Source organism: Pseudomonas sp. MBLB4123 (genome assembly GCF_051904775.1).
Taxonomy (GTDB): domain Bacteria; phylum Pseudomonadota; class Gammaproteobacteria; order Pseudomonadales; family Pseudomonadaceae; genus Aquipseudomonas; species Aquipseudomonas benzenivorans_B.
In genome coordinates this window covers 4,216,675-4,231,297 of the sequence record NZ_CP196711.1, presented here as the reverse complement: position 1 = coordinate 4,231,297, position 14,623 = coordinate 4,216,675, and the positions used below count along the sequence as shown (strand labels likewise).

The 14,623-nt window shown below is 64.7% G+C and carries 17 protein-coding genes; 3 read left to right on the top strand and 14 right to left on the bottom strand.

The features are described 5' to 3' along the window. Window positions 1–71 precede the first annotated feature (71 nt). From ACSX1C_RS19620 to murJ, 5 genes are all read right to left on the bottom strand, one after another. Window positions 72–509: an FKBP-type peptidyl-prolyl cis-trans isomerase gene (locus ACSX1C_RS19620; protein ID WP_439887511.1), complete on the bottom strand. Its 438-nt coding sequence runs from the start codon at window positions 507–509 to the stop codon at window positions 72–74. Further along, window positions 502–1,011 carry a signal peptidase II gene (gene lspA / locus ACSX1C_RS19615; RefSeq protein ID WP_439887510.1) on the bottom strand — a complete coding sequence of 170 codons (510 nt, stop codon included), beginning with the start codon at window positions 1,009–1,011 and terminating at the stop codon, window positions 502–504. The genes ACSX1C_RS19620 and lspA overlap by 8 nt, the downstream gene beginning before the upstream one ends. Further along, on the bottom strand, window positions 1,004–3,835 hold the full coding sequence (gene ileS / locus ACSX1C_RS19610; RefSeq protein ID WP_439887509.1) for an isoleucine--tRNA ligase: 2,832 nt from the start codon (window positions 3,833–3,835) through the stop codon (window positions 1,004–1,006). Before ileS ends, lspA begins: the two co-directional genes overlap by 8 nt. Window positions 3,836–3,845: 10 nt before the next feature. Continuing rightward, complete coding sequence (gene ribF, locus ACSX1C_RS19605; RefSeq protein WP_439887508.1) at window positions 3,846–4,784, bottom strand: bifunctional riboflavin kinase/FAD synthetase; 939 nt, start codon at window positions 4,782–4,784, stop codon at window positions 3,846–3,848. A gap of 82 nt (window positions 4,785–4,866) precedes the next feature. Then, a complete protein-coding gene (gene murJ, locus ACSX1C_RS19600; RefSeq protein WP_439887507.1) occupies window positions 4,867–6,405 on the bottom strand; it encodes a murein biosynthesis integral membrane protein MurJ in 1,539 nt (512 codons plus the stop codon). Between the two features lie 192 nt (window positions 6,406–6,597). On the opposite strand from murJ, the gene rpsT reads away from it, so the two are divergent. Continuing rightward, complete coding sequence (rpsT, locus tag ACSX1C_RS19595; protein ID WP_213641307.1) at window positions 6,598–6,876, top strand: 30S ribosomal protein S20; 279 nt, start codon at window positions 6,598–6,600, stop codon at window positions 6,874–6,876. 92 nt (window positions 6,877–6,968) lie between these two features. Here rpsT and ACSX1C_RS19590 read toward each other — a convergent pair whose 3' ends face one another. The 5 genes from ACSX1C_RS19590 to rplU all read right to left on the bottom strand — a co-directional run bounded on the left by ACSX1C_RS19590 (window position 6,969) and on the right by rplU (window position 10,630). Further along, complete coding sequence (locus ACSX1C_RS19590) at window positions 6,969–7,427, bottom strand: CreA family protein (protein WP_439887506.1); 459 nt, start codon at window positions 7,425–7,427, stop codon at window positions 6,969–6,971. 11 nt (window positions 7,428–7,438) lie between these two features. Further along, window positions 7,439–8,557 (bottom strand): glutamate 5-kinase, encoded by a 1,119-nt coding sequence (proB, locus tag ACSX1C_RS19585; RefSeq protein ID WP_439887505.1) that lies wholly within the window; start codon window positions 8,555–8,557, stop codon window positions 7,439–7,441. Between the two features lie 77 nt (window positions 8,558–8,634). Continuing rightward, window positions 8,635–9,852 (bottom strand): Obg family GTPase CgtA, encoded by a 1,218-nt coding sequence (gene cgtA, locus ACSX1C_RS19580; protein WP_439887504.1) that lies wholly within the window; start codon window positions 9,850–9,852, stop codon window positions 8,635–8,637. A gap of 169 nt (window positions 9,853–10,021) precedes the next feature. Beyond that, entirely contained in the window at window positions 10,022–10,279 is a 258-nt protein-coding gene (gene rpmA / locus ACSX1C_RS19575) for a 50S ribosomal protein L27 (protein ID WP_318643512.1), read from the bottom strand. Between the two features lie 39 nt (window positions 10,280–10,318). Further along, window positions 10,319–10,630: a 50S ribosomal protein L21 gene (gene rplU, locus ACSX1C_RS19570; RefSeq protein ID WP_318643514.1), complete on the bottom strand. Its 312-nt coding sequence runs from the start codon at window positions 10,628–10,630 to the stop codon at window positions 10,319–10,321. A 245-nt stretch (window positions 10,631–10,875) separates the two neighbouring features. Between rplU and ACSX1C_RS19565 the strand changes: the two genes are divergently transcribed. Both ACSX1C_RS19565 and ACSX1C_RS19560 read left to right on the top strand, forming a co-directional pair. After that, on the top strand, window positions 10,876–11,844 hold the full coding sequence (locus ACSX1C_RS19565) for a polyprenyl synthetase family protein (protein ID WP_439887503.1): 969 nt from the start codon (window positions 10,876–10,878) through the stop codon (window positions 11,842–11,844). Window positions 11,845–11,974: 130 nt separating this feature from the next. After that, complete coding sequence (locus tag ACSX1C_RS19560; protein WP_318643518.1) at window positions 11,975–12,202, top strand: PA4570 family protein; 228 nt, start codon at window positions 11,975–11,977, stop codon at window positions 12,200–12,202. Between the two features lie 86 nt (window positions 12,203–12,288). Here ACSX1C_RS19560 and ACSX1C_RS19555 read toward each other — a convergent pair whose 3' ends face one another. The 4 genes from ACSX1C_RS19555 to ACSX1C_RS19540 form a co-directional block, all read right to left on the bottom strand. Continuing rightward, the gene (locus ACSX1C_RS19555; protein ID WP_318643520.1) at window positions 12,289–12,906 is read right to left on the bottom strand and encodes an FKBP-type peptidyl-prolyl cis-trans isomerase; all 618 of its coding nucleotides are present in this window, start codon (window positions 12,904–12,906) and stop codon (window positions 12,289–12,291) included. 81 nt (window positions 12,907–12,987) lie between these two features. Continuing rightward, on the bottom strand, window positions 12,988–13,287 hold the full coding sequence (locus ACSX1C_RS19550; protein ID WP_439887502.1) for a DUF6482 family protein: 300 nt from the start codon (window positions 13,285–13,287) through the stop codon (window positions 12,988–12,990). Window positions 13,288–13,426: 139 nt separating this feature from the next. Continuing rightward, a complete protein-coding gene (locus ACSX1C_RS19545; RefSeq protein WP_213641316.1) occupies window positions 13,427–13,921 on the bottom strand; it encodes a TIGR00645 family protein in 495 nt (164 codons plus the stop codon). A gap of 183 nt (window positions 13,922–14,104) precedes the next feature. After that, entirely contained in the window at window positions 14,105–14,446 is a 342-nt protein-coding gene (locus tag ACSX1C_RS19540) for a PA4575 family protein (protein WP_318643525.1), read from the bottom strand. Window positions 14,447–14,623 lie beyond the last annotated feature (177 nt).

The window sequence follows — 14,623 nt, the reverse complement described above, 5'->3', positions numbered from 1 at the left end:
GAGTGTAACGCCGCCCGCAGACTGCGGGCGAATGGCCGCTCAGAGGAACCGGCTGAACGGCCCCGGAGCCCTCAGAGCGCCTTGACCTCGATGATTTCCACCTCGAAGTTCAGCGTCTTGCCGGCCAGCGGATGGTTGAAATCGATGGTCACCTGGGCCTCGTCGAAGGCCTTGACCACTCCCGGCAGCTCGGCGTTGGCGGCGTCGTTGAAGATCACCAGCAGGCCTTCGGACAGCTCCATGTCCTGAAACTGCGAACGCGGCATCGATTGCACGTTCTGCGGGTTGGGCTGGCCGAAGCCCTGCTCCGGCAGCACCTGCACGGTGCGCTTGTCGCCGGCCTTGAAGCCGAACAACGCGGACTCGAAGCCCGGCAACAGGTTGCCGTCGCCGACCCTGAAGGTGGCCGGGGCTTTGCCTTCGGTGCTGTCCACCACCTCGCCGTTTTCCAGCTTGAGGGCGAAATGCAGGGTGACTTCCTTGTCCGGGCCGATGCGTAGGTCAGTCATGGGCGACTTCTCCGGACTTGTTGCTCTTGAACATATCCAGCGCCAGGAGGATGGCGCCGAGGGTGATGGCGGTGTCGGCGAAGTTGAACGCCGGGAAATACCAGCGGTGTTGCCAGTGCACCAGGATGAAATCGACCACATGGCCGAGCAGCACCCGGTCGACCAGATTGCCCAGGGCGCCGCCGAGCACCAGGGCCAGCGCGGCGGCCAGCCAGGTTTCCTCGGGTTTCAGGCGCTTGAGCCAGATCACCAGAACCACGCTGACCACCAGGGCGACGGCGGCGAAGAACCAGCGCTGCCAGCCGGACGCGCCGGCCAGGAAGCTGAAGGCGGCGCCGGTGTTATAGGCCAAGGTCCAGCTGAAGTAGTCGGGGATCACCACCACCTGCTGGTAGAGGGTCAGCACATCCTCGGCATACAGCTTGCTGGCCTGGTCGACCACGAACACCAACAGGCTCAGCCACAACCAAGCCAGGCGTCCATAACGGCTGGCATTAGGCATAGTGGCGAACCTCGCCGGCGCCTTCGATGTTGTCCACGCAGCGCCCGCAGATTTCCGGGTGCGCCGCATGGCTACCGACGTCCTCGCGGTGGTGCCAGCAGCGGCCGCACTTGGCGTGGGCGGACTTGACCACCTTGAGTTTGAGGCCGGCCACTTCGGTGTCCACCGCATCGCCCGGCGCATTGGCCAGCGGTGCCAGGCTGGCGGTGGAGGTGATCAGCACGAAACGCAGCTCGTTGCCCAGCTTGTGCAGGTCGGCGATCAGCGCATCTTCGGCATAGACCGTCACCTCGGCCTGCAGGTTGCCGCCGATGGTCTTGGCGCTGCGCTGGTTCTCCAGTTCCTTGTTCACCGCCACCTTGACCGCCATGACCCGCTCCCAGAAGGCGCGGTCCAGCTCGAAGCCCTGGGGCAGTTCGCTCAGGCCCTGATACCAGCCGTTGAGCATGACCGACTCGTTGCGCTCGCCCGGCAGGTACTGCCAGATCTCGTCGGCGGTGAAGGACAGGATCGGCGCGATCCAGCGCACCAGCGCCTCGGCGATATGGAACAGCGCGGTCTGGCAGGAGCGTCGCGCCACGCTGTTGGCGGCGGTGGTGTACTGACGGTCCTTGATGATGTCGAGGTAGAAGCCGCCCAACTCCTGCACGCAGAAGTTATGCACCTTCTGGTAGACGTTCCAGAAGCGGTAGCTGTCGTAGGCCTCCTCGATCTCGCGCTGCAGCAGCAGGGCACGGTCGACCGCCCAGCGGTCCAGCGCCAGCATCTCGGTTTCGGGCAGCAAGTGCTGCGCCGGGTCGAAGCCGCTGAGGTTGGAGAGCAGGAAGCGCGCGGTGTTGCGGATGCGTCGGTAGGCGTCGGCACTGCGCTGCAGGATGGTCTTGGACACGGCCATCTCGCCGGAGTAATCGGACGAGGCTACCCACAGGCGCAGGATGTCGGCGCCCAGGCTGTCGTTGACCTCCTGGGGCGCCACCACGTTGCCCAGGGACTTGGACATCTTGCGGCCGTTCTCGTCGACCACGAAGCCATGGGTCAGCAGCGCCTTGTAAGGCGCATGGCCGTCGATGGCGCAGCCGGTCAGCAGGGAGGAATGGAACCAGCCGCGGTGCTGGTCGGAGCCTTCCAGGTAGAGGTCAGCGCGGGGGCCGCTGGCATGACCGAGCGAATGCGAGCCGCGCAGCACGTGCCAGTGGGTGGTGCCCGAGTCGAACCAGACGTCCAGGGTGTCGCTGATCTTGTCGTACTGCGCCGCCTCGTCGCCGAGCAGTTCGGCGGCGTCCAGCTGGAACCAGGCCTCGATGCCCTGCTGCTCGACCCGCTGGGCCACGGCCTCCATCAACTCGGCGGTGCGCGGGTGCAGCTCGCCGCTTTCCTTGTGCAGGAAGAAGGGGATCGGCACGCCCCAGTTGCGCTGGCGCGAGATGCACCAGTCAGGGCGCCCGGCGATCATGCCGTGCAGGCGTGCCTGGCCCCAGGCGGGGACGAAGGCGGTCTGCTCGATGCCGGCGATGGCGCGCTCGCGCAGGGTGCTGCCCTGGGCCGACTGCCTGTCCATGCCGACGAACCACTGCGCGGTGGCGCGGTAGATCAGCGGGGTCTTGTGCCGCCAGCAGTGCATGTAGCTGTGGTTGACCTTCTCGTGGGCCAGCAGGCAGCCGACCTCGGCCAGCTTGTCGACGATCGCCGGGTTGGCCTTCCAGATGAACTGGCCGCCGAAGAACGGCAGCGACTCGGCATAGACGCCGTTGCTCTGCACCGGGTTGAGGATGTCGTCGTTGTGCATGCCGTAGCGCTTGCACGAATGGAAGTCGTCCTCGCCGTAGGCCGGGGCCGAGTGGACGATGCCGGTGCCGGCGTCCAGGGCCACGTAGTCGGCCAGGTAGATGGGCGAGAAGCGCTCGTAGAAGGGGTGACGGCAGCGGATCAGCTCCAGTGCCTCGCCCTTGGCCCGGGCGATCACCTCGCCCTGCAGGCCGTAGCGCTGCAGGCAGCTGTCCACCAGTTCCTCGGCCAACAGCAGCAGCTTGTCGCCGGTGTCGACCAGGGCGTAGTCGAACTCCGGATGGACGTTCAGCGCCTGGTTGGCCGGGATGGTCCAGGGCGTGGTGGTCCAGATCACCAGGTAGGCGGTCTTGGCCAGGCCGCTCAGGCCGAAGGCCGCGGCCAGCTTGTCGGCGTCCTCGACCGGGAAGCCGACATCGATGGTCGGCGATTGCTTGTCGGCGTACTCGACCTCGGCCTCGGCCAGGGCCGAGCGGCAGTCGAAACACCAGTTGACCGGTTTCAGCCCCTTGAACACGAAGCCCTGCTTGACCATCTCGGCCAGGGCGCGGATCTCGCCGGCCTCGTTGGCGAACGCCATGGTCTTGTAGGGGTTGTCCCAGTCGCCGAGCACGCCCAGGCGAATGAAGTCGGCCTTCTGCCCTTCGATCTGCTCGGCGGCGTAGGCGCGGCACAGCTCGCGGGTCTGGTCGGCGGAGAGGTGCTTGCCGTGGGTGGTTTCCACCTTGTGCTCGATCGGCAGGCCGTGGCAGTCCCAGCCCGGCACGTAGGGCGCGTCGAAGCCGGACAGGGTCTTGGAACGGGTGATGATGTCCTTGAGGATCTTGTTGACCGCGTGGCCGATGTGAATGCTGCCGTTGGCGTAGGGCGGGCCGTCGTGCAGGACGAACTTCGGCCGTCCCTCGCCAATCTGCCGCAGCTTCTGATACAGGCCGATGTCGTTCCAGCGCTGCAGTGTGTGCGGCTCGCGCTGCGGCAGGCCGGCTTTCATCGGAAACTGGGTATCAGGCAGATTTAGCGTGGCTTTGTAGTCGGTCATCTCAGGCTCTTCACTTAAGCGGTTGGCCCTGCCAATGGGCACGGGCGGCGGCAATATCGGCAGCAATTGCCGTCTTCAGGGCCTCGAGTGAGGCGAATCGCTGCTCGTCGCGCAGCTTGTGGTGGAACGCCACCGTCAAACGCCGGCCATACAGGTCGCCGGCAAAATCCAGCAGATGCACTTCCAGATGGGCGCTGCCATCCCCGGCCACTGTCGGCCGCACGCCGATATTGGCCACGCCCGGCCAGGCCTGGCCGTCCACCCGGGTACTGACCAGGTAGACCCCGGTCAGGGGCACGCGGCGGCGCTTGAGCTGGATATTGGCCGTCGGCGCGGCCAGCTGGCGGCCCAGCTTCTGCCCGTGCAGCACCCGTCCGGCAATCTGGAACGGACGCCCGAGCAGCTGTTCGGCGAGGGCGAAATCGCCGCTGGCCAGGGCCTCACGCACCCGCGTGCTGCTGACCCGGCCGCCGTTCAGCTCGACCGTGGCCGCGGCCTCGACGGTAAAGCCCTGTTGGGCTCCGGCCTCGGCGAGAAAGGCGAAGTCACCGGCGCGATCGCAACCGAAGCGGAAGTCATCGCCGACCTCGAGATGGCGCACGCCCAGGCCGTCGACCAACACCTCGCGGACGAACTCGGCCGCGCTCAGCTCGCGCAGGCGCGGGTTGAACGCCAGGCACAGCACCCGGTCGACGCCCTCTTCGGCCAGCAGCGCAAGCTTGTCGCGCAACCGGGTCAGGCGCGCCGGCGCCGTCAGCGGGGCGAAGAACTCACGGGGTTGCGGCTCGAAAATCACCACGCAACTGGGCAGCCCCAACTCGGCCGCACGCTCGCGCAGGCGCGCCAGGATGGCCTGATGGCCACGATGGACGCCGTCGAAGTTGCCGATGGTGGCGACACAGTCCCGATGCTGGGGCCGCAGATTGTGAAGGCCTCGAACCAGCTGCATAGCACGCTTCTTGCTCATAAAGTGGCCGATTATACGCACACCCGCCCGCCGACAACAGGCGGCAAGACCAGGCCATCGGCAATCAATGTAACGCCCTGCGGGCGAAGTCGCGCAAGCGGAAACCGAGCAGCAGCAGCATGGCGAAATAGCTCGCCAGGCCGGCCAGCACCAGCCCCCCCAGGCGCAACAGACGCAACGGCATGTTGCCCTCGCTCCAGGCCGGCATGAAATGCATGGCCGCCAGCAACACCGCGCCCATGGCCGCCACTGCCAGCAGCAGCTTGCCGAGAAACAGCCCCCAGCCCGGCTGTGGCTGGAAATAATCGCCCTTGCGCAGCTGCCAATACAGCAGCCCGGCATTCAGGCAGGCGCCCAGGCCGATGGCCAGGGCCAGCCCGGCATGGGCCAGCGGCCCGATCAACGCCAGGTTCATCAGCTGGGTGGCGATCAACGTCACCACCGCGATGCGCACCGGCGTGCGGATGTTCTGCCGGGCATAGAAGCCCGGGGCGAGAATCTTCACCAGGATGATGCCGAGCAGGCCGACGGAGTAGGCGATCAGGGCGCGCTGAGTCATCAGCGCATCGTGAGCGGCGAACTTGCCGTACTGGAACAGGGAAACCGTCAGGGGCTCGGCCAGCACGGCCAGGGCCACCGCACTGGGCAGCGCCAGCAGGAAGGACAGACGCAACCCCCAGTCGAGCAGCCGCGAGTATTCCTGGCGATCGGCACTGGCATGGGTCTTCGACAGGGCCGGCAACAGTATGGTACCCAGCGCCACCCCGAGTACGCCGGCCGGCAACTCCATCAGGCGGTCGGCGTAATACATCCAGGACACCGAGCCGGCGACCAGGAAGGAGGCGAAGACGGTGTTGATGATCAGCGAGATCTGGCTGACCGACACCCCGAAGATGGCCGGCCCCATCTGCCTGAGCACCCGCCACACCCCCATGTCCTTGAGATTCAGCCGCGGCAGCACCAGCATGCCGACCTTCTTCAGGTGCGGCAGCTGGTAAAGCAGCTGCAACAGACCGCCGACCAGCACGGCCCAACCCAGGGCCATGATCGGCGGATCGAAATAGGGCGCCAGCCACAGGGCGAAGACGATCATGCTGACGTTCAGCAGCGTCGGCACGAAGGCCGGCACCGAGAAGCGGTTCCAGGTGTTGAGCACCGCGCCGGCCAGGGACGACAGGGAGATCAGCAATATATAGGGGAAGGTGACCCGCAACAGGTCCGTGGTCAGGGCGAAGCGATCGGGCTCATCGGCGAAACCCGGGGCGGAAATCCAGACGATCCAGGGTGCGAGCAGAATGCCGAGCAGGGTGACCAGGGCCAGCACCAGGGTCAGCAGGCCGCTCACGTAGGCGACGAAGGTGCGAGTCGCCTCCTCGCCCTGCTGGGTCTTGTACTCCGCCAGGATCGGCACGAAGGCCTGGGAGAAGGCCCCCTCGGCGAAGATCCGGCGCAACAGATTGGGCAGCTTGAAGGCCACCACGAAGGCGTCCGAGGCCACGCTGGCGCCGAAGATGCGCGCGATGATGGTATCTCGCACGAATCCCAGCACGCGGGAGAGCATGGTCAACGAGCTGACGGCGGCCAGCGACTTGAGCAGATTCATGTAATAATTCGACTTCCGCGAGCGGGCACGCCAGCGGATGCTTCACCGGCGCACGAAGGCGACGAGTGTAGCGACCTGCCACTGGTCAGGCCAGCAGGGACGAACGCCAACAGGCTTGACAGGCGCCCATCGGGTCGGCATGATTCGCGGCCTTATTTGTTTGTAACCCCCCAGTTTTCGAGGAGCTTGACGGTGGCCAATACACCTTCTGCCAAAAAACGCGCCAAACAGGCTGAGAAGCGTCGTAGCCATAACGCCAGCCTGCGCTCCATGGTCCGCACCTACATCAAGAACGTGGTCAAGGCTATCGACGCCAAAGACCTCGAGCAGGCCAAGACCGCTTACACCCTGGCCGTTCCGGTCATCGACCGCATGGCCGACAAGGGCATCATCCATAAGAACAAAGCAGCCCGCCACAAAGGCCGCCTGAACGCCCACATCAAGGCGCTCGGCGAAGCTGCAGCAGCCTAAGCTGTCTGTTCTTGAAAAACCGGCCCCAGGGCCGGTTTTTTATTGCCAAGAAAAAAGCCCGAACTCGGTTCGGGCCTTTTTTCCACTCACGCTCAGGGCCGCTGCGGCCAGGGCAGGATAGGGATAGCCGTCACCGCATTCTGCGGACTGCCCTCTATCACCCGGTCGCTGTACACCAGATAGACCAGGGTATTGCGCCTCTCATCGAAGAACCGCACCACCTGCATGGTCTTGAACACCAGGGAGGTGCGCTCGCGAAACACCTCCTCCCCCTCTTTCAGCTCGGACCTGAAGCGCACCGGCCCGACCTGACGACAGGCGATCGAGGCCTCGGCCCGATCCTCGGCCAACCCCAGCCCTCCCTTCACCCCACCGGTCTTGGCCCGCGACAGGTAGCAGGTCACTCCCTCCACCTTGGGATCATCGAACGCCTCGACCACTATCTTGTCGTTCGGCCCCAGCAGCTTGAACACCGTGGAGACCTCGCCGATCTCCTCGGCCGAGACCAGCACGGGCAGCATCGACAACGCCGCCAACAAGTTTCTCGCCATGCACTTTCCCCTCACACCAGAACCAGATTATCCCGATGCACCAACTCGGGCTCATCGACATAACCCAGCAGCCGCTGGATGGCATCCGACGACTGACCGATGATCTTCTGCGCCTCCAGCGCGCTGTAGTTGGCCAGCCCGCGCGCCACCTCACGCCCCTCGAGATCGACGCACACCACCATCTCGCCGCGACGGAAGCTACCCTGCACCACCTTGACCCCGACCGGCAGCAGACTCTTGCGATCCTTGGTCAACGCCTTGACCGCCCCCGCATCCAGCACCAGGGTGCCACGGGTCTGCAGATGCCCGGCCAACCACTGCTTGCGCGCGGCCAACAGACCACGCTCCGGCGCCAACAACGTGCCCAACTGTTCGCCCGCCCTGAGCCGCACCAGCACCTGCTCGATCGCTCCTCCCGCGATGACGGTATGCGCACCGGAACGCGCCGCCAGACGCGCCGCGCGCAGCTTGGTCTGCATGCCGCCACGCCCCAGCGCACCACCCACGCCACCCGCCACGGCATCCAGCGCCGGATCGTCGGCGCGCGCCTCGTTGATCAGCGCCGCGCCGGGATTGTGCCGCGGATCGGCGTCATACATGCCATCCCGATCAGTGAGAATGACCAACAGGTCGGCCTCGACCAGATTGGCCACCAGCGCCGCCAGGGTGTCGTTGTCGCCGAAGCGGATCTCATCGGTGACCACCGTGTCGTTCTCGTTGATCACCGGCACCACATCCAACTGCACCAGGGTACGCAGCGTGCTGCGGGCATTCAGGTAGCGCTTGCGGTCTGACAGGTCGTCATGGGTCAGGAGGATCTGCGCCGTGTGCCGACCATGCTCGGCAAAGCTCGACTCCCAGGCCTGGATCAGCACCATCTGACCGATGGCGGCCGCCGCCTGCAATTCGTGCATGGCACTCGGCCGGGCATTCCATCCCAAGCGACTCATACCCGCCGCCACCGCACCGGAGGACACCAGCACCAGCTCGACACCCTGCTCGCGCAGCACCACCATCTGCTTGACCCACACCGCCATCGCCGCCCGGTCCAGGCCGCGCCCGTCGGCGGTCAGCAACGCGCTACCGATTTTCACCACCCAGCGCCGCGCGCCGGTCACCTTGTCACGCATGATCTTCCAACCTTAGCCAGACAGCGCTCGCTCAGCCGTTACAAAAACGCCGCTATTAAGCGGCGCTGAAAACTTGCTTAATCCCGGACGTAGATAATTTCCGGGCCATCCTCGTCATCTTCGTCGTCGAAATCATCCTCGTCGACATCATCGACACTCTTGACCCCGGCCCGACGCAGCGCACGCTGATCGTCCAGCGCCTGCAGACGGGCGCGCGCCTCGTCCTCGATGCGCTGATCCAGCTCGGCCAGTTCGGCGGCGAACTCCGGATTCTCCGCAGCACGCTCGGCGCGCTCCTCCAGGTAATTCATGATGTCCTGACAGAGGCGCTCGGTACCCTCATGGGCCAGAGCAGAGACCACATAGACCGGCCCCTGCCAGTCCAGCCGCGCCACCACCTCGGCGACACGCGCCTCGCGCTCTTCCTCGAGCATCTGGTCGGCCTTGTTCAACACCAACCAGCGGTCGCGATCGGCCAATGCCGGGCTGAACTTGGTCAACTCCTCGACTATGGTCACCGCCGCCTCGGCCGGATCACTCAGATCCAGCGGCGCCATGTCCACCAGATGCAACAACAGGCGAGTACGCGCCAGGTGCTTGAGGAAGCGAATCCCCAGCCCGGCCCCCTCGGAGGCCCCCTCGATCAAGCCCGGAATGTCGGCCACCACGAAGCTCTTGTAGCGATCGACGCTGACCACCCCGAGATTCGGCACCAGGGTGGTGAAGGGATAGTCGGCTACCTTCGGCTTGGCTGCTGACACCGCACGAATGAAGGTGCTCTTGCCGGCATTCGGTAGGCCCAGCAGGCCGACGTCCGCCAGCACCTTGAGCTCCAGCTTGAGGTCGCGGGCATCGCCCGGCTTGCCCGGCGTGGTCTGACGCGGCGCGCGGTTGGTGCTGGACTTGAAACGGGTATTGCCCAGACCATGCCAGCCACCCTGGGCGACCAGCAGACGCTGCCCCGCCTTGGTCAGGTCGCCGATCACCTCCTGGGTCGCCGAATCGATCACCGTGGTGCCGACCGGCACCGGCAGGATCAGGTCGTCACCCTTGCGCCCGGTACAATCGGTGCTGCCACCCTTCTCGCCGTTCTGCGCATTAAAACGCCGGGTATAGCGGTAATCCACCAGGGTATTGAGGTTCGCGTCGGCCTCGATATACACCGAGCCGCCGTCGCCACCGTCGCCACCGTTGGGCCCGCCCTTCTCGATGAACTTCTCACGACGGAAGCTCATCATGCCGTTGCCACCGTCACCGGCCTTTACGTAAATCGATACTTCATCGACGAATTTCATGGGTACGCCTCCCGCAACACTGCGGGTCAACAGAATCTAAGAACACCAGGCTCTTGCCGGATGACCCCGCGCTCGAGCGCGGCAACCCGGGTCATCGGGCAAGAACCCCTAGGATACAGAAACAAAAAAGCCCCGTCGCAAGGACAGGGCTCTTCCAGCAGCCTCGCGATTAAGCCGCGACGACGCTCACGTAACGGCGGTTGAACGCGCCCTTTACTTCGAACTTGAGCACACCTTCGATCTTGGCGAAGAGGGTGTGATCCTTACCCATGCCGACGCCGTAACCGGCGTGGAACTGGGTGCCGCGCTGACGCACGATGATGTTGCCGGCCTTGATGGCCTGGCCGCCGTACATCTTCACGCCAAGGCGTTTGGCTTCTGAGTCGCGACCGTTGCGGGTACTACCGCCAGCTTTTTTGTGTGCCATGAGTTCAATACTCCTATTAAGGGATTAGGCCGAAACGAATCAGGCCTGAATACCGGTGATTTTGATCTCAGTGAACCACTGACGGTGGCCCTGACGCTTCATGTGGTGCTTACGACGACGGAACTTAATGATGCGAACCTTGTCGTGACGGCCCTGCGAAACGACTTCGGCTACAACCTTGGCGCCGTCTACGACCGGAGCACCGATCTTCACGTCTTCGCCATTGCCGATCAGCAACACGCGATCGAAAGTCACGGCCTCGCCAGTGGCGACTTCGAGCTTCTCGATCTTGAGGAATTCGCCTTCGGTGACCTTGTATTGCTTGCCACCAGTAACAATCACTGCGTACATGGTAAATCTCCGTTAATCCTGCTCACCCAGCGCTTTATAGGTATGGTCATCGGCTGGCATGGCTGCTCGGGGCCGGAAGGACGCCCTTGCAATTGCGTAAGGCAGGGAAATGCCCAGGGGGAAGTTCAGGGTGCGCGATTGTACGCAAGCCCCGGGCGCCGCGCAAGCACCCCGGGCACTTGCCTTGACAGCCCCCACCCCGGCCCCTAGCATGCCGCGCAACCTTAGAGGAGCACTTGTCGCCGATGCAACCCCAGGCTTTCTACCGCGTGGTGGCGGACGACTTCACCGCCGTCGACGGCATCATCCGTCAACAACTCGTCTCGCGCGTACCGCTGGTGGAGAAAATCGGCGACTACATCATCTCGGCCGGCGGCAAGCGCCTGCGCCCCTTGCTGGTGCTGCTCAGCGGCAAGGCCCTGGGCCGCGACGACGAGCAGTTGCGCCTGCTCGCCGCCACCATCGAGTTCCTGCACACCGCCACCCTGCTGCACGACGACGTGGTCGACATGTCCGACATGCGCCGCGGCCGCAGCACCGCCAACGCCCAGTGGGGCAACGCCCCCAGCGTACTGGTGGGCGACTTCCTCTATTCGCGCTCCTTCGAGATGATGGTCGAACTCGGCTCCATGCCGGTGATGAAGATCCTCTCCAAGGCCACCCGGGTAATCGCCGAGGGCGAGGTGCTGCAGCTGTCGAAGATCCGCGACGCCAGCACCACGGAAGACACCTATATGGAGGTCATCCGCGGCAAGACCGCCATGCTGTTCGAGGCCTCGACCCACAGCGCCGCGGCCCTGGCCTGCGCCAGCGACGCCCAGGCCGAAGCCCTGCGCACCTTTGGCGATCACCTGGGCGTGGCCTTCCAGCTGGTCGACGACCTGCTGGACTACCGCGGCGACGCAGCCACCCTGGGCAAGAACGTCGGCGACGACCTGGCCGAGGGCAAGCCGACCCTGCCGCTGATCTACACCATGCGCGAAGGCACGACCGAACAGGCCGCCCTGGTGCGCCAGGCCATCCAGAAGGGCGGCATCGAGAACCTGGAGAGCATCCGCAACGCCGTGGAAGCCGCCGGCGCCCTCGACTACACCGCCCACAAGGCCCGCGACTTCGCCGAGCGCGCCATCGCCTGCCTGGATGCCCTGCCCCCCAGCGAGTACCGCGACGCCCTGATCGAGCTGAGCCGCTTCGCCGTCGCCCGCACGCACTGACGCCGCCGCGCCCACAAGAGCCCGTCCCCGTGACGGGCTTTTTTATGTCGCGACGAAATGCACGAATAAAGACTTGCTATAACTGTAATAGGAATTATTCTCATCAAACCACTCAAGAGGGAGATGAGTCATGACCTACCTGATCGATGCCTGGCTGGATAGACCCCAACCCTACCTGCGCATCCTGCACCGTGAAACCGGCGAGGTCTGTGCGGTATTGGAGGAAGACGCGCTGGGCGAGCTGCGCGACCAGGGCGACCTGGACCTGCAGGAACTCAGCTGCACCGAACCCCTGGTGCTCAAGGAGCTGGTGCGCAGCCTGTTTCTGTTCTGCTATGCACGGGCGTTGCGCCCCTGACACAGTCGGCCCGACAGCTTCGCAGGCGATGCCACGAAGCTGTCGGGCTGGGCTCGGAGCGAGCTCCGCCCCCTCGACAACAGGACTTAGAGGACGTCCAGCAGCTCGACGTCGAAGATCAGCGCGCTGTGCGGCGGAATGCTGCCGACACCCTGAGCACCGTAGGCCAGCTCGCTCGGCACATACAGGCGCCATTTGCTGCCGGCATTCATCAGTTGCAGTGCCTCGGTCCAGCCGGCGATCACGCCGCCGACCGGAAACTCGGCCGGCTGACCGCGCTCGTAGGAGCTGTCGAACACCGAGCCGTCGATCAGGGTGCCGTGGTAGTGGGCACGAATGCTGTCTTCACGGGTCGGCACCGCACCTTCGCCAGTGCTCAGCACCTCATACTGCAGGCCGGACGGCAGCACGGTGATGCCGTCACGTTTGGCGTTCTCGGCGAGGAAGGCACGACCGGCACCGGCGGCGGCTTCGGCCTTGGCCTGGGCCTCGGCCTGCATCACCTCGCGGATGACCTTGAAGCTGGCCGCCAATTCGGCTTCGCTGACGCGGCTCGGCTGGCCGGCGAAGGCATCGCTCAGGCCGGCCAGGATGGCCTCGAGGCTCACGCCCGGCGGCGGGTTGTCGCGCAGCTGGCCGCCGAGCTGACGACCGATGCCGTAGCTGACGCGGGTTTCGTCAGTAGAAAGGTTGAGTTCGGACATGACACTGCTCCGCTGGGGCTAAAAAGGCCGGCCAGCCTAGCACAGATGCCCACGTCGCCCTACCGGCGCGCCCGGTGCGCCTCAGTGTTTCGCGCCACCCTCGGTGGGGCTCCCCGGCTCCTCGGGCAAACCGCACATCTCGTCATGCACCGCCGCCTGCACCAGGTGGAAAGGGGGGAGCTGCGGCAAGGGCTGCAGCACCTCGCGGGCATGCTCCAGCGAGCGCAGGTGCAGGAGCTGGCCATGTCCATCGTCCAGGGTGAAGGGCTGGCCGCTTACGCGCGCCTCCAGCAGGTAATAGTTACCCCCCTCCAGGGAGATCAGGTTCAACGCCTCGACATGCCCGGCACGGGCATGGGTGGATAGGTCGTGCAGATTCATGAAGCCACCTCGCACTGACGGTTCGGAGAAGATCCATACCCGTACAGTCTTTGCAGAAGGGCCGAGAAGCACAAGGCAGCGAGGACGCCGCCCGTCCGTTTTGCAACGTGCAGGCGGTAGGCGCAACGAGGAATGGCGATCAGTGATCGTGCTTGGTCAGCTTGTCCAGGTAGCCCATGGCGAAGGCCGAGACCACGAAGGCCATATGGATGATCACGTACCACATCAGCTTGGTGTTATCGATGTTCTGCGCATTCATGAACACCTTGAGCAAGTGGATCGAGGAGATCGCCACGATGGACGCCGCCACCTTCATCTTCAGCGAGCCGGAGTCCATCTTGCCGAGCCAGCTGAGCTTCTCCTTGCCCTCGTCGATGTCCAGCTGGGAGACGAAGTTCTCGTAACCGGAAATCATCACCATCACCAGCAGGCCGCCGACCAGGGCCATGTCGATCAGCGACAGCAGCACCAGAATAAGGTCCGCCTCGGCCATGGCGAACACGCTGGGCAGGATATGGAAGACTTCCTGGAAGAACTTCAGCGCCAGCGCCAGCAGGGCCAGCGACAGGCCGAAGTAGATGGGGGCCAGCAGCCAGCGCGAGGCATACATCGCGTTTTCGATAAAGCGTTCCATGGGCACTCACAGGTAGGGGCGAAAAACTGCGGCCGAGTATACCCAGCACGCTCGGGCAGACAAGGCCACCGGGTTATCCCCGCAATCTGTGGATAAAGCTGTGAAGAGCCACGGGATCGATCGGCGCGCACCAGCAACCACCGGCGCCGGGGCCGGCAGTTCAAAAGACGACCAGCGACCCGATCAGGTTTCTGGGCGGAACTGATAGTGCCCCACATGGCGGCAGCGTTCGCCATTCAGGCGGCGCAACTCGGCCTGAATATGCAGACGCCAGATAGGGATCTCGGTGCATTCCTCGTAGCCTTGTACGGCCAGGCTTTCGGCGATTCCACTGAGCACCCCTTCGGCCACCACAGGCCCGTAGAACGGGCCTTGCGCCTTGATGGCGGAGGGTTGTTCGCCGGAGATTCCGGCGGCACAGATCAGCGTCCAGAGTCCATTCTCACCGGCCAGAGGCAGTACCACGCATTCGATACGGGTGACCAGGCCCAGGCATTGACGAGTGAGGCAGAGGTTGCGCGGCATGGCGGCGACCCTCGCTAGATCAGGTCTTCAGCCTACACCCGCAGCGCCGCGGAGGGAAATCCCAGGCTTATCCACGAGCGCTGTGGATAAGCCTGTGCACGAAACGTGGGCAAGCCGACGGAGCCCAGACGGGTCGGCGTCGCGGGCAAAGCGCTCACTGACCGACCAGTCACCGGC